Origin of the sequence: Streptomyces sp. NBC_00162, from assembly GCF_024611995.1 — a bacterium.
GTDB lineage: Bacteria > Actinomycetota > Actinomycetes > Streptomycetales > Streptomycetaceae > Streptomyces.
The window spans coordinates 3,649,525-3,675,364 of the sequence record NZ_CP102509.1 but is presented as its reverse complement, the minus strand read 5'-3'; the positions used below and the strand labels follow the sequence as shown (position 1 = coordinate 3,675,364).

General features: G+C 71.6%; 26 protein-coding genes. 14 read left to right on the top strand and 12 right to left on the bottom strand.

Annotated elements, in window-relative coordinates:
• Positions 1–48: 48 nt before the first annotated feature.
• Positions 49–393: a hypothetical protein gene (locus JIW86_RS16910; protein ID WP_215148398.1), complete on the bottom strand. Its 345-nt coding sequence runs from the start codon at positions 391–393 to the stop codon at positions 49–51.
• A gap of 55 nt (positions 394–448) precedes the next feature.
• Here JIW86_RS16910 and JIW86_RS16905 point away from each other — a divergent pair, with 55 nt between their 5' ends.
• Positions 449–1,150 carry a uridine kinase family protein gene (locus tag JIW86_RS16905; RefSeq protein WP_257559343.1) on the top strand — a complete coding sequence of 234 codons (702 nt, stop codon included), beginning with the start codon at positions 449–451 and terminating at the stop codon, positions 1,148–1,150.
• A gap of 134 nt (positions 1,151–1,284) precedes the next feature.
• On the opposite strand, the gene JIW86_RS16900 is transcribed toward JIW86_RS16905, so the two are convergent.
• Complete coding sequence (locus tag JIW86_RS16900) at positions 1,285–1,980, bottom strand: SigE family RNA polymerase sigma factor (RefSeq protein ID WP_215148396.1); 696 nt, start codon at positions 1,978–1,980, stop codon at positions 1,285–1,287.
• A gap of 193 nt (positions 1,981–2,173) precedes the next feature.
• Here JIW86_RS16900 and afsQ1 point away from each other — a divergent pair, with 193 nt between their 5' ends.
• Genes afsQ1 through JIW86_RS16885 form a run of 3 tightly spaced genes read left to right on the top strand, consistent with a single transcriptional unit; the run spans position 2,174 to position 4,954 of the window.
• A complete protein-coding gene (gene afsQ1 / locus JIW86_RS16895) occupies positions 2,174–2,851 on the top strand; it encodes a two-component system response regulator AfsQ1 (RefSeq protein ID WP_063783935.1) in 678 nt (225 codons plus the stop codon).
• On the top strand, positions 2,848–4,332 hold the full coding sequence (locus tag JIW86_RS16890) for a sensor histidine kinase (protein ID WP_257554530.1): 1,485 nt from the start codon (positions 2,848–2,850) through the stop codon (positions 4,330–4,332). Before afsQ1 ends, JIW86_RS16890 begins: the two co-directional genes overlap by 4 nt.
• Complete coding sequence (locus JIW86_RS16885; RefSeq protein WP_257554528.1) at positions 4,316–4,954, top strand: hypothetical protein; 639 nt, start codon at positions 4,316–4,318, stop codon at positions 4,952–4,954. Before JIW86_RS16890 ends, JIW86_RS16885 begins: the two co-directional genes overlap by 17 nt.
• A 122-nt stretch (positions 4,955–5,076) precedes the next feature.
• Here the strand turns inward: JIW86_RS16885 and JIW86_RS16880 are convergent, their stop codons facing one another.
• From JIW86_RS16880 to JIW86_RS16870, 3 genes are all read right to left on the bottom strand, one after another.
• Entirely contained in the window at positions 5,077–6,723 is a 1,647-nt protein-coding gene (locus JIW86_RS16880; RefSeq protein ID WP_257554526.1) for a phospho-sugar mutase, read from the bottom strand.
• 35 nt (positions 6,724–6,758) lie between these two features.
• A complete protein-coding gene (locus JIW86_RS16875) occupies positions 6,759–7,565 on the bottom strand; it encodes a purine-nucleoside phosphorylase (protein ID WP_215148388.1) in 807 nt (268 codons plus the stop codon).
• A gap of 156 nt (positions 7,566–7,721) precedes the next feature.
• Entirely contained in the window at positions 7,722–8,159 is a 438-nt protein-coding gene (locus JIW86_RS16870) for a gamma-glutamylcyclotransferase (protein ID WP_215148387.1), read from the bottom strand.
• A 173-nt stretch (positions 8,160–8,332) separates the two neighbouring features.
• Here JIW86_RS16870 and JIW86_RS16865 point away from each other — a divergent pair, with 173 nt between their 5' ends.
• Positions 8,333–9,772, top strand: a complete 1,440-nt coding sequence (locus tag JIW86_RS16865; RefSeq protein WP_215148385.1) for an NAD(P)H-quinone dehydrogenase — start codon at positions 8,333–8,335, stop codon at positions 9,770–9,772.
• A 165-nt stretch (positions 9,773–9,937) separates the two neighbouring features.
• On the top strand, positions 9,938–10,891 hold the full coding sequence (locus JIW86_RS16860) for a DeoR/GlpR family DNA-binding transcription regulator (protein WP_215148383.1): 954 nt from the start codon (positions 9,938–9,940) through the stop codon (positions 10,889–10,891).
• A 67-nt stretch (positions 10,892–10,958) separates the two neighbouring features.
• On the opposite strand, the gene JIW86_RS16855 is transcribed toward JIW86_RS16860, so the two are convergent.
• Positions 10,959–12,719 carry an acetyl/propionyl/methylcrotonyl-CoA carboxylase subunit alpha gene (locus JIW86_RS16855; protein WP_257554522.1) on the bottom strand — a complete coding sequence of 587 codons (1,761 nt, stop codon included), beginning with the start codon at positions 12,717–12,719 and terminating at the stop codon, positions 10,959–10,961.
• Positions 12,720–13,094: 375 nt separating this feature from the next.
• Here JIW86_RS16855 and JIW86_RS16850 point away from each other — a divergent pair, with 375 nt between their 5' ends.
• Positions 13,095–13,547, top strand: a complete 453-nt coding sequence (locus JIW86_RS16850) for a hypothetical protein (RefSeq protein ID WP_257554520.1) — start codon at positions 13,095–13,097, stop codon at positions 13,545–13,547.
• Here the strand turns inward: JIW86_RS16850 and JIW86_RS16845 are convergent.
• From JIW86_RS16845 to JIW86_RS16825, 5 genes are all read right to left on the bottom strand, one after another.
• Positions 13,528–14,142, bottom strand: a complete 615-nt coding sequence (locus tag JIW86_RS16845) for a nucleoside triphosphate pyrophosphatase (protein ID WP_215148377.1) — start codon at positions 14,140–14,142, stop codon at positions 13,528–13,530. The two genes, JIW86_RS16850 and JIW86_RS16845, sit on opposite strands and share 20 nt — an antisense overlap.
• A gap of 126 nt (positions 14,143–14,268) precedes the next feature.
• Positions 14,269–14,403: a morphogenic membrane protein MmpB gene (gene mmpB / locus JIW86_RS16840; RefSeq protein WP_257554518.1), complete on the bottom strand. Its 135-nt coding sequence runs from the start codon at positions 14,401–14,403 to the stop codon at positions 14,269–14,271.
• Positions 14,404–14,494: 91 nt separating this feature from the next.
• Positions 14,495–14,704, bottom strand: coding sequence for an acyl-CoA carboxylase epsilon subunit (locus JIW86_RS16835; protein WP_215148375.1), 210 nt, complete (start codon positions 14,702–14,704; stop codon positions 14,495–14,497).
• Positions 14,705–14,722: 18 nt separating this feature from the next.
• Entirely contained in the window at positions 14,723–16,309 is a 1,587-nt protein-coding gene (locus tag JIW86_RS16830) for an acyl-CoA carboxylase subunit beta (protein ID WP_257554516.1), read from the bottom strand.
• A 49-nt stretch (positions 16,310–16,358) separates the two neighbouring features.
• Complete coding sequence (locus JIW86_RS16825; protein ID WP_257554514.1) at positions 16,359–17,669, bottom strand: RNA-guided endonuclease InsQ/TnpB family protein; 1,311 nt, start codon at positions 17,667–17,669, stop codon at positions 16,359–16,361.
• An 82-nt stretch (positions 17,670–17,751) separates the two neighbouring features.
• Between JIW86_RS16825 and JIW86_RS16820 the strand changes: the two genes are divergently transcribed.
• From JIW86_RS16820 to hutH, 5 genes are all read left to right on the top strand, one after another.
• Positions 17,752–18,615: a biotin--[acetyl-CoA-carboxylase] ligase gene (locus tag JIW86_RS16820; protein WP_257554513.1), complete on the top strand. Its 864-nt coding sequence runs from the start codon at positions 17,752–17,754 to the stop codon at positions 18,613–18,615.
• A gap of 131 nt (positions 18,616–18,746) precedes the next feature.
• Positions 18,747–19,898 carry an adenylate/guanylate cyclase domain-containing protein gene (locus tag JIW86_RS16815; RefSeq protein ID WP_215148369.1) on the top strand — a complete coding sequence of 384 codons (1,152 nt, stop codon included), beginning with the start codon at positions 18,747–18,749 and terminating at the stop codon, positions 19,896–19,898.
• A 27-nt stretch (positions 19,899–19,925) separates the two neighbouring features.
• Positions 19,926–20,741, top strand: a complete 816-nt coding sequence (locus JIW86_RS16810) for an enoyl-CoA hydratase/isomerase family protein (RefSeq protein ID WP_257554512.1) — start codon at positions 19,926–19,928, stop codon at positions 20,739–20,741.
• A 109-nt stretch (positions 20,742–20,850) separates the two neighbouring features.
• Entirely contained in the window at positions 20,851–21,966 is a 1,116-nt protein-coding gene (locus JIW86_RS16805; RefSeq protein ID WP_215148365.1) for a GGDEF domain-containing protein, read from the top strand.
• Positions 21,967–22,064: 98 nt separating this feature from the next.
• Positions 22,065–23,606, top strand: coding sequence for a histidine ammonia-lyase (gene hutH / locus JIW86_RS16800; protein WP_257559342.1), 1,542 nt, complete (start codon positions 22,065–22,067; stop codon positions 23,604–23,606).
• Between the two features lie 62 nt (positions 23,607–23,668).
• Here hutH and JIW86_RS16795 read toward each other — a convergent pair whose 3' ends face one another.
• A complete protein-coding gene (locus tag JIW86_RS16795) occupies positions 23,669–23,983 on the bottom strand; it encodes a hypothetical protein (protein WP_257554510.1) in 315 nt (104 codons plus the stop codon).
• A gap of 164 nt (positions 23,984–24,147) precedes the next feature.
• On the opposite strand from JIW86_RS16795, the gene JIW86_RS16790 reads away from it, so the two are divergent.
• Together JIW86_RS16790 and JIW86_RS16785 are read left to right on the top strand one after the other, a co-directional pair.
• A complete protein-coding gene (locus tag JIW86_RS16790) occupies positions 24,148–24,432 on the top strand; it encodes a hypothetical protein (RefSeq protein ID WP_257554509.1) in 285 nt (94 codons plus the stop codon).
• A 133-nt stretch (positions 24,433–24,565) separates the two neighbouring features.
• Positions 24,566–25,834: a L,D-transpeptidase gene (locus JIW86_RS16785; RefSeq protein WP_215148360.1), complete on the top strand. Its 1,269-nt coding sequence runs from the start codon at positions 24,566–24,568 to the stop codon at positions 25,832–25,834.
• Positions 25,835–25,840: the final 6 nt, after the last annotated feature.

Here is a 25,840-nt window from a genome sequence, read left to right as displayed (position 1 = left end):
CCCCCGTGCTGCCGGGGCCTTCGCGTACCCCTGCTTCGGCAGGACCGGCTACTTCGGCAGGACCGGCCCGAGCAGCGAGGTGACGGCGGCGGTGGGCAGCTCGCCGACGGAGGGCCCCTGGGTCAGGACGCCGGTGACCATGCCGGTGCCGACGGCCGGGAAGTCCGCGACCTTGGTGGCGATCCCGTTGTCCAGCGGGTCCACGCCGGTGTGGGCCAGCGGGTTCACCTTGAGGTTCGCGATCGGGTCGGTGACCCCGGCCAGCGCCGCCGGGACATCGAGCTCGCCGGCCTGGGCACCGCCCGCGGCCATCGCCAGCGCGGCGCCGGCCATCGAGAGGGTGAGGCCTGCGGAGCGCAGCGTGGAGGTGTGTGAAGCTGCGTGACGTGCCATGGGGGTTCCCGCCTGTGGTCGTAGTCGCGTGCGCACGCAGCGTAGTTGACGTGTGATCCTGGATACCAACCGGCCACCGGAGGGATCCCCTACAGGGGTTAATGGTTCAGACTGGTGTCCCGTGAGCTGTTCTTCTCCCCTGCCTACGCGCGTCGTGCTGCTGACCGGGCCCTCGGGGTCCGGCAAGTCCTCGCTGGCGGCCCGCTCGGGCCTGCCCGTGCTGCGCCTGGACGACTTCTACAAGGAGGGGGACGACCCGACCCTTCCGCTGGTCGAGGGGAGCTCGGACATCGACTGGGACTCTCCGCTGTCCTGGGACGCGGACACCGCTGTCGCGGCGATCGAGGAGCTGTGCGCGGCGGGCCGTACGGAGGTCCCCGTCTACGACATCGCGACGTCCTCCCGGACCGGGACGGAGGCGCTGGACATCTCCCGGACGCCGCTGTTCATCGCGGAGGGCATCTTCGCGGCCGACATCGTCGCCCGGTGCCAGGAGCTGGGGCTGCTCGCCGATGCCATCTGCCTGCGGGGCCGCCCCTCGACGACGTTCCGGCGCCGGCTGGTGCGCGATCTGCGCGAGGGCCGCAAGTCGGTGCTGTTCCTGCTGCGCAGGGGGTACCGGCTGATGCGGGCCGAGCGGGGCATCGTGGCCCGGCACACCGCCCTCGGGGCACACGCCTGTGGCCGCGACGAGGCCCTCGGCCGCCTGGCGGCCGCCGCGGCGGGCCGCCACCGCGCGGCAGTGACCCCGGCCTAGGCGTATCGACCCGCGGACGTGAAAAGGCGGGATCAGGCGGACCCCCGTCCGCTTGATCCCGCCTCTTCCCCCCGCGGCCCCCGTCCCACCCCCGTAGGACGGGCCCCCTGGCCCGATGGCTCTTGTTATGCGACTTACGCGACGAGCTCCTCGAAGGACTCCGCCTCGTCGCGGCCGAAGCTCAGCGCCTCGTCCTCGCGCAGGCGCCGCAGCGAGCGCCAGATGCTCGACTTCACCGTGCCGACGCTGATCCCCAGGATCTCGGCGATCTCCGGGTCCGTGCGGCCCTCGTAGTACCGCAGCACCAGCATCGTGCGCTGCGGCTCCGGGATCCGGGTCAGCGCCTGCCACAGCACCGCGCGCAGCTCCGTACCGCGCATCGCGTCCGTGTCGGAGGCCGTCTCCGGCAGCTCCTCCGTCGGGTACTCGTTCAGCTTCCGCCGGCGCCACGCACTGATGTGCAGGTTCGTCATCGTGCGGCGCAGGTACCCGCCCACGGCCGCCTTGTCGGTGATCCGGTCCCAGGCGCGGTACGTGGAGAACAGCGCGCTCTGCAGCAGGTCCTCGGCCTCGTGGCGGTCGCCGGTGAGGTGGAAGGCCGTCGCGTACAGGGCGGCCCGGCGCTCCTGGACGTACGCCGTGAACTCCGCCTCGGACGTGGAGGACGGGGTGTGCTGTGCGGGAACCGCCTGGTACTGCTTCGCGTCAATGGCTACGACATGTGAAGGCCGGGGGCGGGCGACCGCAACCGTACGGACACCCGCCCGGCGGTTCACATCGTGCAGCCGCGTGACAACCGCGCTGGTGGTGGTGCTGTGCAGCGTGTTCATCTCGCGCCCCCCGTCGTGGAGTCTGCTTCGGTCCGTTGCTGTGCTTCGGTGTTGGTAGAAGCCTGCCCGGCCGACTTAACCGGGGTGTCCGTCGACTGTCACAGGCCTGTCACAGCCACCTCCGCCGGGGCCCGGCGAGATCGCGTGCCCCCGCCGGTCGAACTCCCGACTGCCGATGGGACAGAATGACCCCGTGCCTTTCCTGTTGCTGATCGAGGACGACGACGCCATCCGCACGGCCCTCGAACTCTCCCTGTCTCGCCAGGGCCACCGTGTGGCCACCGCGGCGACGGGCGAGGACGGCCTGAAACTGCTGCGCGAGCAGCGGCCGGATCTGATCGTGCTGGACGTGATGCTGCCCGGGATCGACGGCTTCGAGGTGTGCCGGCGGATCCGCCGCACCGACCAGCTGCCGATCATCCTGCTCACCGCGCGCAGCGACGACATCGACGTGGTCGTCGGCCTGGAGTCCGGTGCCGACGACTACGTGGTCAAGCCTGTCCAGGGGCGGGTCCTCGACGCCCGCATCCGGGCCGTGCTGCGCCGCGGCGAACGCGAGTCCAGCGACTCGGCGAGCTTCGGCTCCCTGGTCATCGACCGCGCCGCCATGACGGTGACGAAGAACGGCGAGGACCTCCAGCTCACCCCGACCGAGCTGCGGCTGCTGCTGGAGCTGAGCCGCCGTCCCGGACAGGCGCTCTCCCGCCAGCAGTTGCTCCGCCTGGTCTGGGAGCACGACTACCTGGGTGACTCGCGGCTCGTGGACGCCTGTGTGCAGCGGCTGCGCGCCAAGGTGGAGGAAGTGCCGTCCTCCCCGACCCTGATCCGTACGGTCCGGGGCGTCGGCTACCGGCTGGACTCCCCGCAGTGATCAGAGCTCTGTTCGCGGGCCGGCGCTGGACCAGCCTGCGGCTGCGGCTCCTCGTGGTGTTCGCGCTGGTCGCGCTGACGGCCGCGGTCTCCGCTTCGGGGATCGCGTACTGGCTCAACCGGGAGGCGGTCCTCACCCGTACCCAGGACGCGGCCCTCGGCGACTTCCGGCAGGAGATGCAGAACCGGGCCGCGGCGCTGCCCGCCGACCCGACGGCGCAGGAGATCCAGCGCACCGCGGAACTGATGGCGGGCAGCAGCCCCGGCTACAGCGTGCTGCTGGTGCAGGAGGGCAAGGACGGCCTGGTGTCCGGGGCGGCGGGGCCCGACGCCTTCGGGCTGGGCGACGTACCGAAGTCCCTGCGGGACGCGGTCGACGACCGGCAGAAGATGACGGCGGCGAACGACTCCGAGTACCACATGTACTGGCAGCGGACGAAGCCCGGCGGCAATCCGTACCTGGTCGGCGGGACGCGGATCGTGGGCGGCGGGCTCACCGGCTACATGTACAAGTCGCTCGCGCAGGAGCGGGACGACCTGAACGCGCTGGCCTGGTCGCTGACGATCGCGACGGGCCTGGCGCTGCTCGGCTCCGCGCTGCTGGCGCAGGCTGCGGCCCGTACGGTGCTCAAGCCCGTGCAGCGGCTGGGCGACGCGGCGCGGCGGCTCGGCGAGGGCGAACTCGACCACCGGCTGGACGTGTCGGGGACGGACGAACTCGCGGATCTGGCGCACACCTTCAACAAGACGGCGGAGGCGCTGGAGAAGAAGGTCGCCGACATGAGCGCGCGGGAGGAGTCGAGCCGGCGCTTCGTCGCGGACATGTCGCACGAACTGCGCACGCCGCTGACGGCGTTGACGGCGGTCGCCGAGGTGCTGGAGGAGGAGGTCGACGACCTCGATCCGATGATCGCACCGGCGGTGGCGCTCGTCGTCAGCGAGACGCGGCGCCTCAACGACCTGGTGGAGAACCTGATGGAGGTCACCCGCTTCGACGCGGGAACGGCCCGGCTGGTGCTGGACGACGTGAACGTCGCCGACCAGGTCACGGCGTGCATCGACGCGCGGGCCTGGCTGGACGCGGTCGAACTCGACGCCGAGCGGGGCATCGTGGCGCGGCTCGACCCGCGCCGCCTCGACGTGATCCTGGCCAACCTGATCGGCAACGCCCTCAAGCACGGCGGCTCGCCGGTGCGCGTGAAGGTGCTCGTGGAGGGGGAGTGGCTGGTGATCGCGGTGCAGGACAACGGGCCGGGCATCCCGGAGGACGTCCTGCCGCACGTCTTCGACCGGTTCTACAAGGCGAGTGCCTCGCGGCCGAAGTCGGACGGGAGCGGGCTGGGCCTGTCGATCGCCATGGAGAACGCGCACATCCACGGCGGTGACATCACCGCCGCCAACGGGCCGGAGGGCGGCGCGCTGTTCACGCTGCGGCTGCCGGTGGACGTGGGGAAGGTGATCGCGGGTGACCAGGACGCGTAGGACGCGCAGGGCGCTGGCGGTGGGCTTGGCGGTGCTGGCCCTGTCGGCACTGTCCGGATGCGGGATCAGGGCGACGACCGTGCCGGTGGACGTGGGCGCGGCGCCCTCGCGGGTGTCCTGCGACACCCCGGCGCAGCCCAGCGGGCAGGGCGGCGTGCAGGGCTTCCGGGCCACGGTGGAGCTGGTCTGCGGATCGCAGCTGGTGGGCGTGGAACGGGTGGTGCCGGTACCGGAGAAGAGGCCGCTGCGGGACCCCGTGGCACTGGTCGTGCAGGCGCTGCTGGAGGCACTGGAGAAGACGCCGTCCGGGGAGGAGCGGGACGCCGGGTTCACCACCGGGGTGCCCGCGGGACTCACGGCGGGAGCGCCGAGGCCGTCGGATCCGGCGGGCACGGTGCGGCTGAGCCGTAAGCCGGAGGACCTGCCGCCGGTGGCCCTGTCGCAGATCGTGTGCACGCTGGCGGGCAGTGAAGCGGTGTCGGCGGGTCCGGGACCGGTGGTTCTGGGCGGGCCGGACGCGGATCCGCCGCGGGCGTGGGAGTGCACGGACACGGTCCGCTCCCGCCCGGAGTCGATCCCGACCCTGGGCGAGATCGTCCGCCCGACCGCCACACCTTCCTGACGGACTCCGTCCGCCGGAACGATGCCGCGCCGGGTTCATCTTTCGCTGCGCAACGGCCCCGGGACGGCGACGGCCCCCCGGGCCGGACGGGGCTCGGGGGGCCGTCGAACTGGTGGGGCGGGCTAGATGCCGGCCGCAGCCGCGAGGTCCTTCTTGATCGCGTCCAGGATCTCCTGGCCGCGCGCGCGGGCCGGGGCCAGGTCGGAGGCCTCGGCCACCGGGACCACGACCTCCAGGTAGCACTTCAGCTTGGGCTCCGTGCCCGACGGGCGGACGATCACCCGGGCCTTGTAGGCGCCGTCCAGGTAGTACCGCAGGCCGTCCGTGGGCGGGAGGGACTCCGTGCCCTTGGTCAGGTCCTCCGCCGAGGTGACCTGCAGGCCCGCCAGCGAGACCGGCGGCTCCGCCCGCAGTGCGGCCATCGCCGAGGCGATGACCGACAGGTCCGAGACGCGGACCGACAACTGGTCGGTGGCGTGCAGGCCGTGGGCCATCGCCAGGTCGTCCAGCAGGTCGGTCAGGGTGCGGCCCTGCTCCTTGAGCTCCGAGGCCAGCTCCGCCACCAGCAGGGCGGCCGTGACGCCGTCCTTGTCGCGGACGCCCTCGGGGTCCACGCAGTAGCCGAGCGCCTCCTCGTAGCCGTAGCGCAGGCCCTGTACGCGGGCGATCCACTTGAAGCCCGTCAGGGTCTCCTCGTAGCCGACGCCCGCCGCCTCCGCGATCCGGCCCAGGAGCGAGGACGAGACGATGGATTCCGCGAAGACGCCCTGCGCGCCCTTGTGGACCAGGTGGGCCGCCAGCAGCGCGCCGACCTCGTCGCCGCGCAGCATCCGCCAGCCGTCCCCGGCGGGCACGGCCACCGCGCAGCGGTCCGCGTCCGGGTCGTTGGCGATCACGATGTCCGGGTTGACCTCGGCGGCCTTCGCGAAGGCCAGGTCCATCGCGCCCGGCTCCTCCGGGTTGGGGAAGGCCACCGTCGGGAAGGCCGGGTCCGGCTCCGCCTGCTCGGCGACGAGCACCGGCTCCGGGAAGCCGTGCCGGGCGAAGGCTGCCATGACGACGTCCTTGCCGACGCCGTGCATGGCCGTGTAGACGGTCCGCACGCCCCGGGGGCCCCCGGGGGTCAGGACCGCGTCCGTGCGCGCCAGGTAGGCCTCCAGGACCTCCTCGTCGAGCTGCAGCCAGCCGTCCGCCGGGCGGGGTACGGAGGCGAGCGTCTCGATGCGGCCGATCTCCGCCGCGATCTCGGCGTCCGCCGGGGAGACGATCTGCGAGCCGTCGCCGAGGTACACCTTGTAGCCGTTGTCCCGGGGAGGGTTGTGGCTCGCGGTCACCTCGACGCCGGCGACGGCGCCCAGGTGCCTTATGGCGTACGCGAGGACGGGCGTCGGCAGCGGGCGGGGCAGGACGGCCGCGCGCAGTCCGGCGCCGGTCATGACGGCCGCGGTGTCGCGGGCGAAGTCCGCCGACTTGTAGCGCGCGTCGTAGCCGACGACGACCAGGCCGCCGGTGTGGCCCTGGGCCTTCAGGTAGGCCGCGAGGCCCGCCGCGGCCCGGATGACCACGCCGCGGTTCATCCGCATCGGGCCCGCGCCCAGCTCGCCGCGCAGTCCGGCGGTGCCGAACTGGAGCGTGCCGGCGAAGCGGTCCGCGAGCTCCGCCGTGTCGCCCGCCTCGATGAGCGCGGCGAGTTCGGCCGCCGTCTCCGGGTCCGGGTCCTCCGCCAGCCAGGCCTGCGCCCGGGTGATCAGGTCGTCCTGTTCCTGCACTACTTCCGCCTTACCTCTCGTACGGGCCCGGTGCCTCAGATGCGGGCGAGGACCTGGGTCAGCAGCTTGCCCATGCGCGCGGCCGAGTCACGGCCGGCCTGGAGCACCTCTTCGTGGTTCAGCGGCTCGCCGGAGATGCCCGCCGCCAGGTTGGTGACCAGGGAGATGCCCAGCACCTCGGCGCCGGCCTCACGGGCGGCGATGGCCTCCAGCACGGTGGACATGCCGACCAGGTCGGCGCCCATGACGCGGATCATGTTGATCTCGGCCGGGGTCTCGTAGTGCGGGCCGGGGAACTGAACGTAGACGCCCTCTTCGAGGGTCTCGTCGATCTCCTTGCACATCGCGCGCAGACGCGGCGAGTACAGGTCGGTGAGGTCCACGAAGTTCGCGCCGACGATCGGCGAGGTGGCCGTCAGGTTGAGGTGGTCGCTGATCAGGACCGGCTGGCCGGGCTTCATGCCCTCGCGCAGGCCGCCACAGCCGTTGGTGAGGACGACGGTCTTGCAGCCCGCGGCGACCGCGGTGCGCACGCCGTGGGCGACGGCGGCGACGCCGCGGCCCTCGTAGTAGTGGGTCCGGCCGAGGAAGAGCAGCGCGCGCTTGTCGCCGATCTTGTACGAGCGGATCTTGCCGCCGTGGCCCTCGACGGCCGGGGGCGGGAAGCCGGGCAGCTCGGTGACCGGGAACTCGGCCTCGGGGGCGCCGAGCGCCTCTGCGGCGGGGGCCCATCCGGAGCCCATGACGAGGGCGACATCGTGGGATTCCGCGCCGGTCAGCTCGCGGAGGCGGGCGGCTGCGGCGTCGGCTGCGGCGAAGGGGTCGGTAACAGATGCGTTCACGCGGAAGAGCGTAGCCGCTCATTGCCTACGCGCGTAGATGGCACAGCTCACGGTCTTCGGATCGTTGCTTTGTCGTTTCCGACCAAATGTCCCCGACATACCCCCATGGGGTTCCTGGGGTTCCAGGGCCGACCGTGGCGCCCGCGGCGCCGGGGTTCAGCAGGGCCGCTTGCGCAGTTCCATCACGTAGTCGTGCGGAGCGCCCGCGGACTCGGCGGCGTCGGCGAGCTCGCCCAGGTAGCGCGCCGAGGGCAGGCCGCCCTCGTAGCCGTTGAGGACGTACACCCAGGCCGCCTCCTCGCCGTCCAGCGTGTGCACGCGCACCCGCATCCGGCGGTAGATGTCGAGCCCGACGCCCTCCCAGCGGTCCATCGAGTCCTCGTCCAGCGGCGCGATGTCGTACAGGGCGACGAAGACCTGGTGGCGCGGGGCTTCGACGATCGTGGCGAGCGCGCCCTCCCAGCCCATCTGCTCGCCGCCGAAGGTCAGCCGCCAGTCGTTGATCCAGCCCGTGCCGCGCAGCGGCGAATGGGGTGCGCGGCGCGTCATCAGCCGCGGGTCGAGGTTGCCGGCGTACGCGGCGTAGAGCGACATGAGGTCGAGGGTACGGGAGGGGCGGCGGTGGCCGCGCTCCCGGATGGAGGGACTGTGCGCGAAGCACCTTGAAGCGTGCGGGACAATGGGGCACGGAATGCATCCCCCGGGGAGACCCCCCGGAACACCGGCCGGGGCGGCAGCCGGCCGGGTAGACGTGAGGCGGACTTTTCGTGACCCGGATCGTGATCATCGGCGGCGGACCCGGCGGGTATGAGGCGGCCCTGGTGGGGGCCCAGCTCGGCGCGGAGGTGACCGTCGTGGACTGCGACGGTCTTGGCGGGGCCTCGGTCCTGACCGACTGCGTACCCTCCAAGACCCTCATCGCGACCGCCGAGGTCATGACGACCTTCGACTCGTCGTACGAGGAACTCGGCATCGTCGTCGCGGACGACACCCCGCACATCGAGCAGGCCGCGCGCGTCGTCGGCGTGGACCTCGGCAAGGTGAACCGGCGCGTCAAGCGCCTCGCCCTCGCCCAGTCGCACGACATCACCGCCTCCGTCACCCGGGCCGGCGCCCGAGTCGTACGGGGCCGCGCCAAGCTCGGCGGCCCGCAGGGCATCGACGGCACCCGGGACGTCATCGTCACGGCCGCCGACGGCACCGAGACGATCCTGACCGCCGAGGCCGTGCTGATCGCGACCGGCGGCCACCCCCGCGAGATCCCGGACGCACAGCCGGACGGCGAGCGCATCCTGAACTGGACCCAGGTCTACGACCTGGACGAGCTCCCCGAGGAGCTCATCGTGGTCGGCTCCGGCGTCACCGGCGCCGAGTTCGCCGGCGCGTACCAGGCCCTAGGCTCCCGGGTCACGCTGGTCTCCTCCCGCGACCGCGTGCTGCCGGGCGAGGACCCCGACGCGGCCGCCGTCCTGGAGGACGTGTTCCGGCGCCGCGGCATGAACGTCATCGGCCGCTCCCGCGCCGAGTCCGCCAAGCGCGTCGGCGACCGGGTCGAGGTCACCCTCTCGGACGGCCGGGTGCTGACCGGCACGCACTGCCTGATGGCGGTCGGCGCGATCCCGAACACCAAGGACATGAACCTGGAGGAGTCCGGGGTCCGGCTCAAGGACTCCGGGCACATCTGGACCGACAAGGTCTCGCGTACCTCCGCGCCCGGCGTGTACGCCGCGGGTGACGTCACCGGCATCTTCGCGCTGGCCTCCGTCGCGGCCATGCAGGGCCGCATCGCGATGTACCACTTCCTGGGCGACGCGGTGGCCCCGCTGAACCTCAAGACGGTGTCCTCGAACGTCTTCACCGACCCCGAGATCGCGACCGTCGGCTACACCCAGGCCGACGTGGACTCCGGCAAGATCGACGCCCGCGTGGTGAAGCTGCCGCTGCTGCGCAACCCGCGCGCCAAGATGCAGGGCATCCGGGACGGCTTCGTGAAGCTGTTCTGCCGCCCGGGCACCGGCATCGTCGTCGGCGGCGTGGTCGTCTCCCCGCGCGCGAGCGAGCTGATCCACCCCATCTCGATCGCGGTCGACAACAACCTGACGGTCGAGCAGATCGCAAACGCGTTCACCGTGTACCCCTCCCTGTCGGGTTCGATCGCCGAGGTGGCCCGCCAGCTCCACACGCGGAAGACCGCCGGGGAGGCTTAACCCCCGCCTGCCGCAAGGGGTTTGGGGCGGGGCGCCGCCTCGTGGCCGGTCGTTCACACAACCAACCGACCGCGTATACCACTAGTCGCCCCGCCGTACGGACAACTTCGGTATTCCGGCGCAAGGAGCTGAAACCAGACGGTCGTTGGGGTTACTGTCAGTTTCGTGTTCGCTGCAGAACGTCGCCAATTGATCCTCGAAATGGTGCGGGCCAACGGAGCGGTATCGCTCCGGGAGCTCGCCCGCGTCGTCCAGACCTCCGAAGTGACCGTACGGCGGGACGTGCGGGCACTGGAGGCAGAAGGACTCCTCGACCGCCGACATGGCGGTGCGGTCTTGCCGGGCGGTTTCACGCGGGAGTCCGGCTTTCCGCAAAAGTCCCATCTCGCGACGGCGGAGAAGACCGCCATTGCCGATGTCGCGGCCGGCCTCGTCGAAGAAGGCGAGGCCGTCGTCGTCGGCGCGGGCACCACGACCCAGGAGCTGGCCCGCCGGCTCGCCCGGGTGCCCGGACTGACCGTCGTCACCAACTCGCTGCTCGTCGCCCAGGCGCTGGCCCATGCCAACCGGGTGGAGGTGGTGATGACCGGCGGCACCCTGCGCGGGTCCAACTACGCCCTCGTGGGCAGCGGGGCCGAGCAGTCCCTCCAGGGGCTCCGGGTCTCCCGCGCCTTCCTCTCGGGCAGCGGCCTGACCGCCGAGCGCGGCCTGTCCACGTCCAACATGCTCTCCGCGAGCGTGGACCGGGCGCTGGTCCAGGCGGCGGCCGAGGTGGTCGTCCTGGCGGACCACACGAAGCTCGGCACGGACACCATGTTCCAGACCGTGCCGACCGATGTGATGACCCGCCTGGTGACGGACGAGCCCCCACCGCACGACGACCGCGCCGCGACGGAACTCCAGGCGCTGGCCGACCAGGGCGTCCAGATCACCGTGGCCGGCGGAACCGCGGCCTCCGGCGGCGGTGACGGCATGACGGGCCGGCGACCGCGGCGCGACTCGCCCCTGCCGGTGCAGAGGCGCGGCGGGCCCACGGCTCAACTGCGCAGCGCGCCCGCCGGGCTGCTGGAGCAGCAGGCCGGGGAGCGGGCGCGGGTCGCCGACATGCGGCGCCGTTAGGCCGCTCGACGCCGACGGGGCTGGTGGCGCTCAGCGCCATCCAGCCCCGTCGGCGTTTTTGCGGACGTCAGTCCTTGATCTCGCAGATCGTGGCGCCCGAGGTGAGGGAGGCGCCGACCTCGGCGGTGAGGCCGACGATCGTTCCGGAGCGGTGCGCGTTGAGCGGCTGCTCCATCTTCATCGCCTCGAGTACGACGATCAGCTCGCCCTCCTCGACGCGCTGGCCCTCCTCGACCGCGACCTTGACGATCGTGCCCTGCATCGGGGAGGCGAGGGTGTCGCCGGAGGCGGCCGGGCCGGACTTCTTGGCCGCGCGCCGCTTGGGCTTGGCGCCACCGGCGGCGGCCGTGCGGGCCAGGGTCATGCCCAGGGACGAAGGCAGCGAGACCTCGAGGCGCTTGCCGCCGACCTCGACGACCACCGTCTCGCGGCCCGGCTCGTCCTCGTTGTCCTCCGCGGCCGGGGCCGTGAACGCCGGGATCTCGTTGACGAACTCGGTCTCGATCCAGCGGGTGTGGACCGTGAAGGGTCCCTCCGCGGGGGCGAAGGCCGGGTCGACGACGACGGCGCGGTGGAACGGGACGGCGGTGGCCATGCCCTCGATCTCGAACTCGGCGAGCGCGCGGGCGGCGCGCTGGAGCGCCTGCTCGCGGGTGGCGCCGGTGACGATCAGCTTGGCGAGGAGGGAGTCCCAGGCCGGGCCGATGACCGAGCCGGACTCCACGCCCGCGTCCAGGCGGACGCCGGGCCCGCTCGGCGGGGCGAACTTCGTGACCGTGCCGGGGGCCGGGAGGAAACCGCGGCCCGGGTCCTCGCCGTTGATGCGGAACTCGAAGGAGTGCCCGCGCAGGACGGGGTCCCCGTAGCCGAGCTCCTCGCCGTCGGCGATGCGGAACATCTCGCGGACCAGGTCGATGCCGGTGACCTCTTCGGTGACCGGGTGCTCGACCTGGAGGCGGGTGTTGACCTCCAGGAAGGAGATCGTGCCGTCCGTGCCGACCAGGAACTCGACCGTACCGGCGCCGACGTAGCCGGCTTCCTTCAGGATCGCCTTGGAGGCGGCGTACAGCTCCGCGTTCTGCGCCTCGGAGAGGAACGGCGCGGGGGCCTCCTCGACCAGCTTCTGGTGGCGGCGCTGGAGGGAGCAGTCACGGGTGGAGACGACGACCACGTTGCCGTGGCTGTCGGCGAGGCACTGGGTCTCGACGTGCCGCGGCTTGTCGAGGTAGCGCTCGACGAAGCACTCGCCGCGGCCGAAGGCGGCGACGGCCTCGCGGACGGCGGAGTCGTAGAGCTCCGGCACCTCTTCGAGGTTGCGGGCGACCTTGAGGCCGCGGCCGCCGCCGCCGAAGGCCGCCTTGATGGCGATGGGCAGGCCGTGCTCCTTGGCGAAGGCGACGACCTCGTCGGCTCCGGAGACCGGGTCCGGCGTACCGGCGACCAGCGGCGCACCGGCGCGCTGGGCGATGTGCCGGGCGGCGACCTTGTCACCCAGGTCGCGGATGGCCTGCGGCGGCGGGCCGATCCAGGTCAGGCCCGCGTCGAGCACGGCCTGCGCGAAGTCGGCGTTCTCGGAGAGGAAGCCGTATCCGGGATGGATGGCGTCCGCACCGGAATCGGCTGCGGCCTGGAGGACCTTGGAGATGTCCAGGTAGCTGGCGGCCGGGGTGTCACCGCCCAACGCGAAAGCTTCGTCTGCCGCGCGGACATGCAGAGCGTCCCGGTCCGGATCGGCGTAGACGGCTACGCTCCCGATCCCGGCGTCCCGGCAGGCCCGAGCAACGCGGACAGCGATTTCGCCACGGTTGGCGATGAGCACCTTGCGCACGATGGCTCCCTCCTTGAAACAAGCTGAGTTTAGGGACAGCCCACACGGCCTTTCGACCCTTCCCCAGTGGTGAGCTTGCCCACACAGAGTGTGATTCGAGGCTCGCTCTACTGGGGAACCCTTATGGCGCCCCAGGTCAGGGGGATCCCCGACTGCACAGTAACCCCGTATTACAGCCCGGGTCTCTGTCATGCCGGTCAGCGGCCCCGGGTGATTCTTTGTCGAGTCCCTACGAACGGCCCACTTTTTCTTCGCGTGATCACTGTGCGCGGCCGCTCCCGTAACGAAGCGGCCCGCACCCCTTGTCCGCACGTTTACCCGTTAGTAGCCTCCAGGCGTCGAACAGGCTTGTGACGCGTGGGGGGTGGGGACGTCGTGCTGCGAAGACTCGTGGCCGGACTGGCCGCGATCGTACTGGTCGCGGAAGCGGTCGTACTCGTGTTCGTCCACATCGTGCTGGGCCGGACCACCGCGAACCAGTCGATGTCGATCGCGGGCAGCGATCCGGATGTCATGTCCAAGGCAACCTACGGCCTCGGGGCGGGCATGGGGGCCTTCCTCCTGCTGTGCGCCGTGCTCGCCGCCCTTGCGGCGGTCCGCGACCGCGCGCCCGGCGGCTTCGCCCGCGCCGTGCTCGTCGGCGCCGCCGTCACGCACGGGGTGCTGGGCATCCTGTCCGTCGTCCTGGTCGGCTGGGGCGCCTTCGTGGCGATGATGCTGATCCTGTGCCTGCTGGTCCTCACCCTGATGCTCTACGCCGCCCCGCGCGAGACCGGCGTACAGGACGCCCCGCCGCCGCTCGGGGAGCTCAAGCCCACAAATCCGTGATGGACACGCCCAGTTCGCCCAGCAGGGAGCGGAGCAGCGGCAGGGACAGCCCGATCACGTTGCCGGGGTCCCCGTCGATGCCCTCGATGAACGGCGCCGACAGCCCGTCCAGCGTGAACGCCCCCGCCACGTGCAGCGGCTCGCCGCTCGCCACGTACGCGGCGACCTCCGCGTCCGTCGGCTCGCCGAACCGGACCGTCGTGGAGGCCGTCGCCGAGACCTGACGGCCGCCGACCGTGTCGATCACGCAGTGGCCCGTGCGCAGGATCCCGGACCGCCCGCGCATCGCCTTCCAGCGGGCCGTGGCCTCCTCGGCGTCCGCCGGCTTGCCCAGGGCCTCGCCGTCCAGCTCCAGCACGGTGTCGCAGCCGATCACCAGGGCGCCCGCGGCCTCGTCCAGGGCCGCCACGGCGCCCGCCTTCGCCTCGGCCAGCGCCAGCGCCAGCTCGGCGGGCTCGTCGTGGTCCAGCGCGTCCTCGTCGAAACCGCTGACGATGACGTGCGGGGCGAGCCCGGCCTGCCGCAGCAGGTTCAGGCGGGCGGGGGAGGCGGAGGCGAGGACGAGCGAGCGCGGTTCGACAGTCATGCCCGCCATCGTAGGGGCGCCACGGGGCAGCCCCGTCCGGGATGCGACGTGCCCCGGACGTGCGCCGGACCTGTGCACGTCCGTGCCTGCGGCCGTGCCTGCGGCCGTGCCTGCGGGCTTGCCTTCGGCCGTGCCCTAGAAGTGGCCCACGCCCAGGACGTAGACCCCCACGAGCATGGCGATGGCGATCACCACGGTCATGCGCCGGACCATCGCCTGCACGTCGCGCATGTCCTTCGGCGGCTTGTTCTCAGGATCGGACCAGAGCATGGTCCGATCCTGTCCCCGGGACGGGCGGGACGCCTGAGTACCCGTACTCAGGCGTCACCGTCCGTTCGCGTCATATTCCGCCTGGGGGGACCTATCCGGGCCAGTACGTACGGCCCCACGCGCGCGGCCCCGGCCGCGGCAGCCGGCGCCGCGCCACCCGGGCGGGCGTCGACCACTCGTCCGCCACCCGGGGCGCGCCCGACGGCACCGAGGCCAGCGCCGCCGCGCGCGCTTGGACCACCGCCAGTGCGGCGGCCAGCTCCTCCGCGGTCGGATTGCCCTTGACGACCTTGATCACCACAGAGACCTCCTGGAGGGGCTAGAGGGGGATGTTGCCGTGCTTCTTCGGCGGCAGGGACTCCCGCTTGGTGCGCAGCTGCCGCAGCCCCTTCACCACGTGCGCCCGGGTCTCGGACGGCATGGTCACCGCATCGATGTAACCGCGCTCGGCGGCCGTGTACGGGTTCAGCAGCGCGTCCTCGTACTCGGAGATGAGCCGGGCCCGGGTCTCCTCCACATTGTCCGCCTCCGCGATGGTGCGGCGATGCAGGATGTTCACCGCGCCCTGCGCGCCCATGACGGCGATCTGCGCGGTCGGCCAGGCCAGGTTGAGGTCCGCACCGAGGTGCTTGGAGCCCATGACGTCGTACGCGCCGCCGAAGGCCTTGCGGGTGATGACGGTGATCAGCGGGACGGTGGCCTCCGCGTACGCGTAGATCAGCTTCGCGCCCCGCCGGATGATTCCGTTGTACTCCTGGTCCGTGCCCGGCAGGAAGCCCGGTACGTCCACGAACGTCAGCACCGGGACGTTGAACGCGTCGCACGTCCGGACGAACCGCGCCGCCTTCTCGGAGGCGTTGATGTCCAGGCAGCCGGCGAACTGCATCGGCTGGTTGGCGACGATGCCCACCGGGTGGCCCTCGACCCGGCCGAAGCCGGTGAGGATGTTCGGCGCGAACAGCGACTGCGTCTCCAGGAACTCCGCGTCGTCGAGCACGTGCTCGATCACGGTGTGCATGTCGTACGGCTGGTTCGCGCTGTCCGGGATCAGTACGTCGAGCTCGCGGTCGCTGTCGGTGACCTCGGTGTCCGCCTCCTCGGGGAAGGCGGGCGGCTCGGAGAGGTTGTTCGACGGCAGGTACGCGAGGAGCGACTTCACGTACTCGATGGCGTCCTTCTCGTCGCCCGCCATGTGGTGCGCGACGCCGGACGTGCTGTTGTGCGTCCGGGCCCCGCCCAGCTCCTCGAAGCCCACGTCCTCGCCGGTGACCGTCTTGATGACGTCCGGGCCGGTGATGAACATGTGCGAGGTCTGGTCGACCATCACCGTGAAGTCGGTGATCGCGGGGGAGTACACGGCCCCGCCCGCGCAGGGCCCGACGATCAGGCTGATCTGCGGGATCACGCCGGAGGCGTGGACGTTGCGGCGGAAGATCTCGCCGTACATGCCCAGGGCGCTGACGCCCTCCTGGATGCGGGCGCCACCGGAGTCGTTGATGCCGACGAGCGGGCATCCGGTCTTCAGCGCGAAGTCCATGACCTTCATGATCTTCTGGCCGTAGACCTCGCCGAGGGCCCCGCCGAAGACGGTGAAGTCCTGCGAGAACACCGCGACCGGGCGGCCGTCCACCGTGCCGTAGCCGGTGACGACGCCGTCGCCGTAGGGGCGGGTCTTCTCCAGCCCGAAGCTGGTGGAGCGGTGCCGGGCGAACTCGTCCAGCTCGACGAAGGAACCCTCGTCCAGCAGCAGGGCCACCCGCTCACGCGCCGTCAGCTTGCCCTTGGCGTGCTGCTTCTCCACGGCACGCTCGGATCCTGCGTGGGTGGCTTCGTCGATGCGGCGCTGCAGATCCGCGATCTTGCCCGCGGTGGTGTGCATGTCGATCGGCTCTGACGGTTGTGACATCGGGGTCGCGGCTCCCTGCGTGGTGTCAACTGCCTGGTCAATTGATTGACTACTGCTGGCTACTGGTGCGTAGCGTATCGGCGGGCATGGCGCTCGGCAGTGCGGCGTTTGACACACCTACTGTGGGTTGCTTGGCCTCGCCCCCTTCCATAAGGGGAGGGGATCCCGCCCTCGCGGGCGGGGCTTCCTGCTTCGTCACGCGCTGCCCCGGCCGGGAGGATTCCCGCTGAGGTCTTACGCCCGCTCCACAGGCGGACACCGCCAGCCCGGCGGCCAGAAGGTTGATCGCTGCGTTCTCGTCGCGGTCATGGTCCGTACCGCAGTGCACGCAGGTCCACCGGCGGACGTGCAGGGGCATCTCCGCGGCGATGGCCCCGCAGGCCGAACACAGCTTGGAGCTGGGAAACCACCGGTCAATGGTGATCAGCTCACGTCCGTACCAGGCCGCCTTGTACTCCAGCATGTTCCGCAGCTCGCGCCAAGCCGCATCCGAGATGGCGCGGGCGAGCTTGTGGTTGCCCAGCATGTTGCGGACGGCGAGGTCCTCGATCACGAGCGTTTGGTTTTCGCGCACGAGTCGAGTCGTCAGCTTGTGCAGGTGGTCCCGGCGGCGGTCGGCGATCCGGGCGTGGATCCTCGCCACCCGAGTCCGCGCCTTGCCCCGGTTCTTGCTGCCCTTCTCCTTGCGCGACAGCGCCCGCTGCGCACGGGCCAGGCGCTCCCGGTCCTTGCGCCCAGGATTCGGGTTGGTGATCTTCTCTCCGGTGGACAGGGTGACGAGGGCTGTCAGTCCGGCATCGATCCCGACCGCCTGGGCGGCGAGGGGCAGCGGGACAGGGATGTCTTCGAACAGCATGGAGACGAACCAGCGGCCGGCGGAGTCCCGGGACACGGTCACTGTCGTCGGCTGGGCGCCGTCCGGTGTCGGGCGTGACCAGACGATGGGCAGAGGGTCAGCCATCTTGGCGAGCGTGAGCTCGCCGTTCCGGAAGCGGAAAGCGGACCGGGTGTACTCGGCGCTTGCCCGGGACTTCCGCTTCGACTTGAACCGCGGGTAGCGCGCCCGTTTCACCCAGAACGCGGTGAACGCGCTCTGGAGGTGCCGCAGAGCCTGCTGGAGGGGCACGCAGGACACCTCGGCCAGATAGGCCAGTTCCTCGGTCTGTTTCCAGGCGGTGAGCATCCCTGAGGTCTGGGCGTAGTTCACCCGCTCTTGACGGGCCCAGGCCTCTGCGCGAGCGGAGAGCGCCAGGTTGTAGACCTTCCGGACGCACCCGAACGTTCTGGACAGCTCTGATGCCTGCGCGTCGTCAGGGTAGAAACGGAACCTGAATGCCCGCTTTACCGCAGAATTCCCCACAGCCCCGGAAGCTAGGGTCAGTCAAGATCCGAACGCAATCCCGGGTCAGAGGATCACACACGGCGACATAAGGAATCCGATCATGTCATCAGATGCCTCAGCAGGTGCTTCCGCGGGTCGCTGGTCGAGCCTGGACCGGCCGCCCCTGAATGCCGCCGCGCTCCAGCGGGCCCTCGTCACCGAGGGCGGGCTGTGGACCTCCCTGGAGGTGGTCGCCGCCACCGGGTCCACCAATACCGACCTCGCGGCCCGGGCGGCGCAGCTGCCCGAGGGGGCCGTGCTCGTCGCCGAGGAGCAGACCGCCGGGCGCGGGCGGCTCGACCGGAGCTGGGTCGCGCCGGCCCGGTCGGGGCTGTTCTTCTCCGTGCTGCTCAAGCCGGGCGAGGCCGTGCCGCAGGAGCGGTGGGGGTGGCTGACCCTGCTGGCCGGGGTGGCCGCCGCGAGCGGGCTCTCCCGGGCGGCGGGCGTGGACACCGGCCTCAAGTGGCCCAACGACCTGCTGGTCACCGTGGACGGCGAGGAACGCAAGACCGGCGGGATCCTCGCCGAGCGGGTCGCCGACGGGGTCGTCATCGGGATCGGGCTCAACGTGACCCTGACGGAGGACGAGCTGCCGGTGCCGGCCGCCGGGTCCCTCGCGCTGGCGAAGGCCACCGTGACCGACCGGGATCCGCTGCTCAGGGCCGTACTGCGCTCGCTCGAGCAGTGGTACGGGAACTGGCGCGCGGCCGGTGGCGACCCGGGGTCGAGCGGCCTCCAGGAGACCTACGCGGCGGGCTGCGCGACCCTGGGCCGTCACGTCCGCGCGGAGCTCCCCGGTGGCCGCACGCTCACCGGAACGGCCGAAGCGATCGATGCCGACGGCCGCCTGCTGATCCGTACCGCCGCGGACGAGCACGAGGCGGTGGGCGCGGGCGACGTGGTGCATCTGCGGTCCGTGCACTGACCCCCGTTCAAAGCAGGGGAGGGGGAGTGAGCTACGGCACACCTGCCGTATGGTTTAGGCGATCCCGGTACTCGTGGTGATCACCCGGTTCGGCAGGGCAGTGCGCGCACGGAATGGACAGGAGGCGGCCCTTGACCGTCGACGACTCTACGTCCAGCGCGTCCGCCCACGGGCCCACGGGTCCGGCCCACCCGATCGGGCGTGACCAGCACCACCCGCACCACGAGGTGGACCACACGGCCCAGCCCACCGCCGACCCCCTCGCCATCCGGCTCGAGCAGCTGATCCTGGGCGCCGAGCGCCGGTACACCCCCTTCCAGGCCGCCCGCAGTGCCGGTGTCTCGATGGAGCTCGCCTCCCGCTTCTGGCGGGCCATGGGCTTCGCGGACATCGGCCAGGCCAAGGCCCTGACGGAGGCGGACGTACTGGCGCTGCGCCGCCTGGCCGGTTTGGTGGAGGCCGGGCTGCTGTCCGAGCCGATGGCGGTGCAGGTGGCGCGGTCCACCGGGCAGACCACGGCGCGGCTGGCGGAGTGGCAGATCGACTCGTTCCTGGAGGGGCTGACGGAGCCGCCGGAGCCGGGGATGACCCGTACGGAGGTCACGTACCCCCTGGTCGAGCTGCTGCTGCCGGAGCTGGAGGAGTTCCTCGTCTACGTGTGGCGGCGCCAGCTGGCGGCCGCGACCGGGCGCGTCGTGCAGGTGGCGGACGACGAGGAGATGGTCGACCGGCGGCTCGCGGTGGGCTTCGCGGACCTGGTGGGCTTCACCCGTTTGACGCGGCGGCTGGAGGAGGAGGAGCTCGGAGAGCTGGTCGAGTCCTTCGAGACGACCTCGGCGGACCTGGTCGCGGCGCACGGCGGCCGGCTGATCAAGACGCTCGGCGACGAGGTGCTGTACGCCGCCGACGACGCGGCGACGGCGGCGGAGATCGCGCTGCGGCTGATCGAGACGATGGAGGCCGATCCGCAGATGCCCGAGCTGCGGGTCGGGATCGCCTTCGGCACGGTGACGACCCGGATGGGCGATGTCTTCGGGACCACGGTGAACCTGGCGAGCCGGCTGACGTCCATAGCGCCGAAGGACGCGGTGCTGGTCGACGGGGCGATGGCGGAGGAGCTGGGCCGGACCGGGGCCGCGCCGGTGTCCGAGAAGGAGGCCGAAGCGGAGGGCGGCGGCGCGTACCGCTTCGCGCTCCAGCCGATGTGGCAGCGGCCGGTGCGTGGTCTGGGTGTCGTGGAGCCCTGGTCGCTGACGCGGCGGAAGCCTAAGATCCCCGGGTAACGTTCGTTAACCGGGAGGGTCTGTCCTATGTCCGAGTCCGCGTCCGAGTCCGCGTTCGAGTCGGAGTTCGTTTCGGTACGTCGGCACGGTGACGACGGGGTCGTCGAGCTGGTGCTGGACCGCCCGAAGGCGATGAACGCGGTGTCGACGGACATGGCCCGCGCCATCGGGACGGCCTGCGCGCAGCTGGCCGCCGACGCTTCCGTACGGGTGGTGGTGCTCTCCTCCGCCGCGGAGCGGGCGTTCTGCGTGGGGGCGGACCTGAAGGAGCGGAACTCGCTGTCGGACGCCGAGCTGGTGCGGCAGCGGCCGACCACGCGGGGTGCGTACGGGGGCGTACTGGAGCTGCCGATGCCCACGATCGCCGCCGTGCACGGCTTCGCCCTGGGCGGCGGCTTCGAGCTGGCCCTGGCCTGCGATGTGATCGTGGCCGACGAGACGGCGGTGGTCGGGCTGCCCGAGGTGTCGGTGGGGGTGATCCCGGGCGGCGGGGGCACGCAGCTGCTGCCGCGCCGGGTGGGTGCGGCGCGGGCGGCCGAGCTGATCTTCACGGCGCGGCGGGTGGAGGCGGCCGAGGCGCTGTCGCTGGGGCTGGTGGACTCGGTGGTCGCGGCCGGGCAGGACACGGCCGAGGCGCTCTCCCTGGCGTCCCGGATGGCGGCGAACTCCCCGGTGGGTCTGCGGGCGGCCAAGCGGGCGCTGCGGCTGGGGCACGGGATGGACCTGGCGGCCGGTCTGGAGATCGAGGACGCGGCCTGGCGGACGGTTGCCTTCTCGGGGGACCGGGCCGAGGGCGTGGCGGCGTTCAACGAGAAGCGCAAGCCGAACTGGCCCGGGCAGTAGCCGGACCGCGTCACTGTCGCCGCCTCGGCCGTTACCCTTCGTGATCTTGCTGCCACTGAAAGTCGCGCCAATTATCACCAAATCAGACAAAACTCCCTAACCTGGGGTGATGGGAGTTGACGGGCGGCTGCGAGCCGTGGTGGGCCTCGCGCAGGCGATGGCCGCGGCGTGCGCGCCGCGGGACAGTGTGCGGGCGGCTGCGCGGGGAGCGCGGGTGGCGCTGGACGGCTCCTTCGCCGCGATCTCCGCGTGGGAGCGCGAGCGGGGGCGCCTGCGGGTGCTCGTGAACGAGGGGGAGCGGCGGCGGGGGGAGGAGGAGTTCCCCGAGGACGAGTCCTATCCCGTGCACGACTTCCCCGAGATCACCGAGTTCCTGCACGAGCGCTGGGTGGGCGGCGGCGGCCCGCACGCCTGGGTCGAGAGCGCCGTCGGCGACCGGCCGGGGCGGCGCGGCGAGGCCCTGCGCCGGCGCGGGCGCGGCACCTGCGTGGTCGCGCCGATCGTGCTCAGCGGGCGGGCCTGGGGCGAGCTGTACGTGGCCCGGGACGAGGGGCTGCCCGACTTCGACGAGGACGACGCCGAGTTCGCGACCGTCCTGGCCGCTGTGGTCGCGGCCGGGCTCGCGCAGAACGAACGGCTGGAGGAGGCCCGGCGCCTCGCCTTCACCGACCCGCTGACCGGCCTCGCCAACCGGCGGGCGGTCGACATGCGGCTCGACGAGGCCCTGGAGGAACACCGGCGGACCGGAGTCGTGGTCAGCCTCGTGGTCTGCGACCTGAACGGGCTGAAGAAGGTCAACGACACCCTGGGCCACGCCATGGGCGACCGGCTGCTGGAGCGGTTCGGGTCGGTGCTGAGCCTGTGCGGGGCCATGCTGCCCGGCGCGCTGGTGGCGCGGCTCGGCGGCGACGAGTTCTGCCTGCTGGGGGTGGGGCCGACGGCGGACGAGGTGGTGCGGGTCACCGAGGAGCTGTGCACCCGGGCCGCCGAGCTGGATCTGGGCGAGGGCGTGGCCTGCGGGGTGGCCTCCACCGGGGACCCGATCGGGCTGGTGAAGTCCTCCCGCCGGCTGTTCCGGCTCGCGGACGCCGCCCAGTACAAGGCGAAGGCCGCGCGCTCCCCGAAGCCGGTGGTGGCGGGCCGGGACACCGCCGTGGTGCGGCTCGCGGACGCCGCTGCGCAGGAGGCTCCGGGGGAGCGGCGCCGCTTCCGCGGCCGCCAGTGACCGCCGCTCGGGCCGTAAGGGGCCCTCCTGGCGCGTGATCGTGACAGTTTCGCCTAGTGACATGTAGCGATTCAATCCGTAGGGTGCTGAATATGGATATGCACACTGTCGTGGTGGGGACGTCCGGGACCACCGCCGAGGACGTCATCGCCGTCGCCCGCCACAACGCGCGCGTCGAGCTGTCCGGCGAGGCGCTCGACGCGCTCGCCCGCGCCAGGGGGATCGTCGACGCGCTCGCCGCCAAGCCCGAGCCCGTCTACGGGGTGTCCACCGGCTTCGGCGCGCTGGCCTCCCGGCACATCAGCCCCGAGCTGCGCGCCCAGCTCCAGCGCAACATCGTCCGCTCGCACGCCGCCGGCATGGGCCCGCGCGTCGAGCGGGAGGTCGTCCGCGCGCTGATGTTCCTCCGGCTCAAGACCGTCGCCTCCGGGCACACCGGCGTACGGCCCTCCGTCGCCCAGACCATGGCCGACGTGCTCAACGCCGGGATCACCCCCGTCGTCCACGAGTACGGCTCCCTCGGCTGCTCCGGCGACCTCGCGCCGCTGTCCCACTGCGCGCTCGCGCTGATGGGCGAGGGCGACGCCGAGGGTCCGGACGGAACCGTCCGCCCCGCCGGGGAACTGCTCGCCGAAGCCGGGATCGAGCCCGTCGAGCTCCGCGAGAAGGAGGGCCTCGCCCTCCTCAACGGCACCGACGGCATGCTCGGCATGCTGGTCATGGCCCTCGCCGACCTCGGCAAGCTGTACACCTCCGCCGACATCACCGCGGCCCTCACCCTGGAGGCGCTGCTCGGCACGGAGAAGGTCCTCCAGCCCGAGCTGCACGCCATCCGCCCGCACCCCGGCCAGGGCGCCTCCGCCGCCAACATGGCCGCCGTGCTGAAGGGCTCCGGGCTGACCGGGCACTTCCAGGAGGAGTCCGCCCCGCGCGTGCAGGACGCCTACTCGGTGCGCTGCGCCCCGCAGGTCGCGGGCGCCGGCCGCGACACCATGGCGCACGCCGCCCTGGTCGCCTCCCGCGAGCTGGCCGCCGCCGTCGACAACCCGGTGGTGCTGCCCGACGGACGCGTCGAGTCCAACGGCAACTTCCACGGGGCCCCGGTCGCGTACGTGCTGGACTTCCTGGCCATCGCGGCCGCCGACCTCGGCTCCATCGCCGAGCGGCGCACCGACCGGCTGCTCGACAAGAACCGCTCGCACGGCCTGCCGCCGTTCCTCGCGGACGACGCCGGTGTGGACTCCGGTCTGATGATCGCCCAGTACACGCAGGCCGCCCTGGTCAGCGAGATGAAGCGGCTCGCGGTGCCGGCCTCCGCCGACTCGATCCCCTCCTCCGCCATGCAGGAGGACCACGTCTCGATGGGGTGGTCGGCCGCGCGCAAGCTCCGTACCGCCGTGGACAACCTCACCCGGATCATCGCCATCGAGATGTACGCGGCCACCCGGGCCATCGAGCTGCGCCACGGGCTCACCGCCGCCCCGGCGAGCCTGGCCGCGATCGAGGCCGCCCGCGCGGCGGGTGTGCAGGGTCCCGGGCCGGATCGTTTCCTCGCCCCCGACCTGGCCGCCGCCGACGCGTTCGTCCGTTCCGGCGCCCTCGTCGACGCGGTGGAGTCCGTGACGGGCCCGCTGGCCTGACGTACACCGAGGCATGAGAAGGGCCGCCCCGCCGGGGCGGCCCTTCGTGCAGTTGCAGGCGCTTACAGGGTGCGGGAGCGGCGTACGGAGAAGGTCACGAACCCGGCCCCGGCGCCGAGGCAGAGCATGCCGCCCAGGAAGTAGGGGGTGGTGTCGACGGAGCCGGTGTCGGCGAGCGTGAGGGGCGCCGCCTGTGCCTGCGCCTCGGGCCCTGCGTCCGCGTGTGCGACCGTATCGGCCGCGTTCGCGGCGGCGGGCACCGCGGAGTGGCCCGCGGCGTGCTCCGGTGCGGTGGCGTTGGCCGAGGGGACGAACCAGAGGGCGGCGAGGAGGGTGGTCGCTCCGAGAGCGGTGAGCAGCGGTCGGCGTGCGGACACGGTGCGATCCCCCTTGTGGCAGCAGCGAATTGGCCGTGTGCGGTGATGCTACGGAAAGGGGCGGGTCGTGGGAAAGTCAGGGGTTCCCCGGGCTTACTCTCCGTCGTATGAACTCTTCTGAGACATCACGATACGTACGGCTTCGGGTTGATTTGATCCTCGAGGTGCCGGACTCGCAAGCACTCACGGGAGCCGCGCTCGCGCACATCAAGGCCGACGAGTTCATGCCGGACGAGGAGCGCGGGCACGCCGAGTCCGCAGTGCGGGAGGACGAGTCGGAGGCCCTCGCCTATCTGGTCGACCCCACTGACCTGGTCGCCGACATCCCCGGCGTGGAGCTGGCGCAGGCCTCCTGGAGCAGCGAGCCCGTCGAATACGACCCCGAGTCCATGGAGTGGGACATGGACGAGGAAGATGGTGCCTTCGACGAAGAAACCGACAACGCCTGACCGTGTGGTTGCCCACATCCCAACGGAATGTGGAACCGATCCGCGACGTTAACGCGTTGTCAGGACGAGGCAGGGGGCCATGTCCCCCTGCCCGGCCAACCCCGGGACGGCAGCCTCGGGGTTTCCGGCAACGATGGAGTGGCGTGTGAGGACGGACAGCAAGCGACGGAGAAGGTCCCTGGTGGCCGTATCCGCCGTGCTCGGCGGCGTACTGGTGCTCTCGGCGTGCAACGGCGGGGGCGGTGACAAGCCGAACGCGAGCGAGAGCAGCAAGTCCCAGGCGGACGTCGACGCGGCGGCGGCCAAGGACGCCTCCAAGGCCCGAATAGCCATCACGCCGAAGGACGGCGCCACCAACGTCGGCCTGAACGACTCGGCCAACGTCGCCGTCAGCGACGGCACGCTCACCCAGGTCGAGCTGAAGAGCGCCGAGGGCACGGCCGTGGCCGGCAAGATCGCCGCGGACGGCAAGAGCTGGAAGCCGGACGCCGCGCTCAAGCGCTCCACCAAGTACGCCCTGTCGGCGACCGCGAAGGACGCCGACGGCCGCGAGGCGCACGAGAACGCCTCCTTCACCACCGTCTCCCCGGAGAACAGCTTCGTCGGCTCCTTCGTCCCGGACGAGGGCCAGACCGTCGGCGTGGGCATGCCGGTCTCGATCACCTTCAACAAGGCGATCAAGGACAAGAAGGCCGTCCAGGCGGCCATCTCCGTCTCCTCCAGCAGCGGCCAGGAAGTCGTGGGCCACTGGTTCGGCGCGCAGCGCCTCGACTTCCGCCCCGAGCAGTACTGGCAGGCGAACTCCACCGTCACGCTGAAGCTGGCGCTGGAGGGCGTGCAGGGCGCGCCCGGCGTCCAGGGCGTCCAGAGCAAGACCGTCACCTTCAAGATCGGCCGCAGCCAGGTCTCCACGGTCGACGCGAAGACGAAGAAGATGACGGTCACCCGGGACGGCGCGGTCCTCAAGACCATCCCGATCTCGGCGGGCTCCCCGGAGAACCCGACGTACAACGGCCAGATGGTGATCTCCGAGAAGTTCAAGGAGACCCGGATGAACGGCGCCACCGTCGGCTTCACGGACGACGACGGCAAGGGCGAGTACGACATCAAGGACGTCCCGCACGCCATGCGGCTGTCCAACTCCGGCACCTTCATCCACGGCAACTACTGGGGCGCGGACTCGATCTTCGGCAGCGTCAACACCAGCCACGGCTGTGTCGGCCTGAACGACGCCAAGGGCGCGGGCGACCCGAACCAGCCGGCCGCCTGGCTCTACGACAACTCGCTCATCGGCGACGTGGTCACCGTGGTCAACTCCCCGGACAAGACCATCACGCCGGACAACGGCCTCAACGGCTGGAACATGAACTGGGCGGAGTGGAAGGCGGGCGCGGCCGTCTGACGGACC

Coding starts and splice junctions, on each gene's coding strand:
- JIW86_RS16910 (WP_215148398.1), bottom strand. CDS start 393: ATGGCACGTCACGCAGCTTCACACACCTCCACGCTGCGCTCCGCAGGC.
- JIW86_RS16900 (WP_215148396.1), bottom strand. CDS start 1,980: ATGAACACGCTGCACAGCACCACCACCAGCGCGGTTGTCACGCGGCTG.
- JIW86_RS16870 (WP_215148387.1), bottom strand. CDS start 8,159: ATGTCGCTCTACGCCGCGTACGCCGGCAACCTCGACCCGCGGCTGATG.
- JIW86_RS16845 (WP_215148377.1), bottom strand. CDS start 14,142: ATGGCGGGCATGACTGTCGAACCGCGCTCGCTCGTCCTCGCCTCCGCC.
- mmpB (WP_257554518.1), bottom strand. CDS start 14,403: ATGCTCTGGTCCGATCCTGAGAACAAGCCGCCGAAGGACATGCGCGAC.
- JIW86_RS16830 (WP_257554516.1), bottom strand. CDS start 16,309: ATGTCACAACCGTCAGAGCCGATCGACATGCACACCACCGCGGGCAAG.
- JIW86_RS16820 (WP_257554513.1), top strand. CDS start 17,752: ATGTCATCAGATGCCTCAGCAGGTGCTTCCGCGGGTCGCTGGTCGAGC.
- JIW86_RS16810 (WP_257554512.1), top strand. CDS start 19,926: ATGTCCGAGTCCGCGTCCGAGTCCGCGTTCGAGTCGGAGTTCGTTTCG.
- JIW86_RS16805 (WP_215148365.1), top strand. CDS start 20,851: ATGGGAGTTGACGGGCGGCTGCGAGCCGTGGTGGGCCTCGCGCAGGCG.
- hutH (WP_257559342.1), top strand. CDS start 22,065: ATGCACACTGTCGTGGTGGGGACGTCCGGGACCACCGCCGAGGACGTC.
- JIW86_RS16785 (WP_215148360.1), top strand. CDS start 24,566: ATGGAGTGGCGTGTGAGGACGGACAGCAAGCGACGGAGAAGGTCCCTG.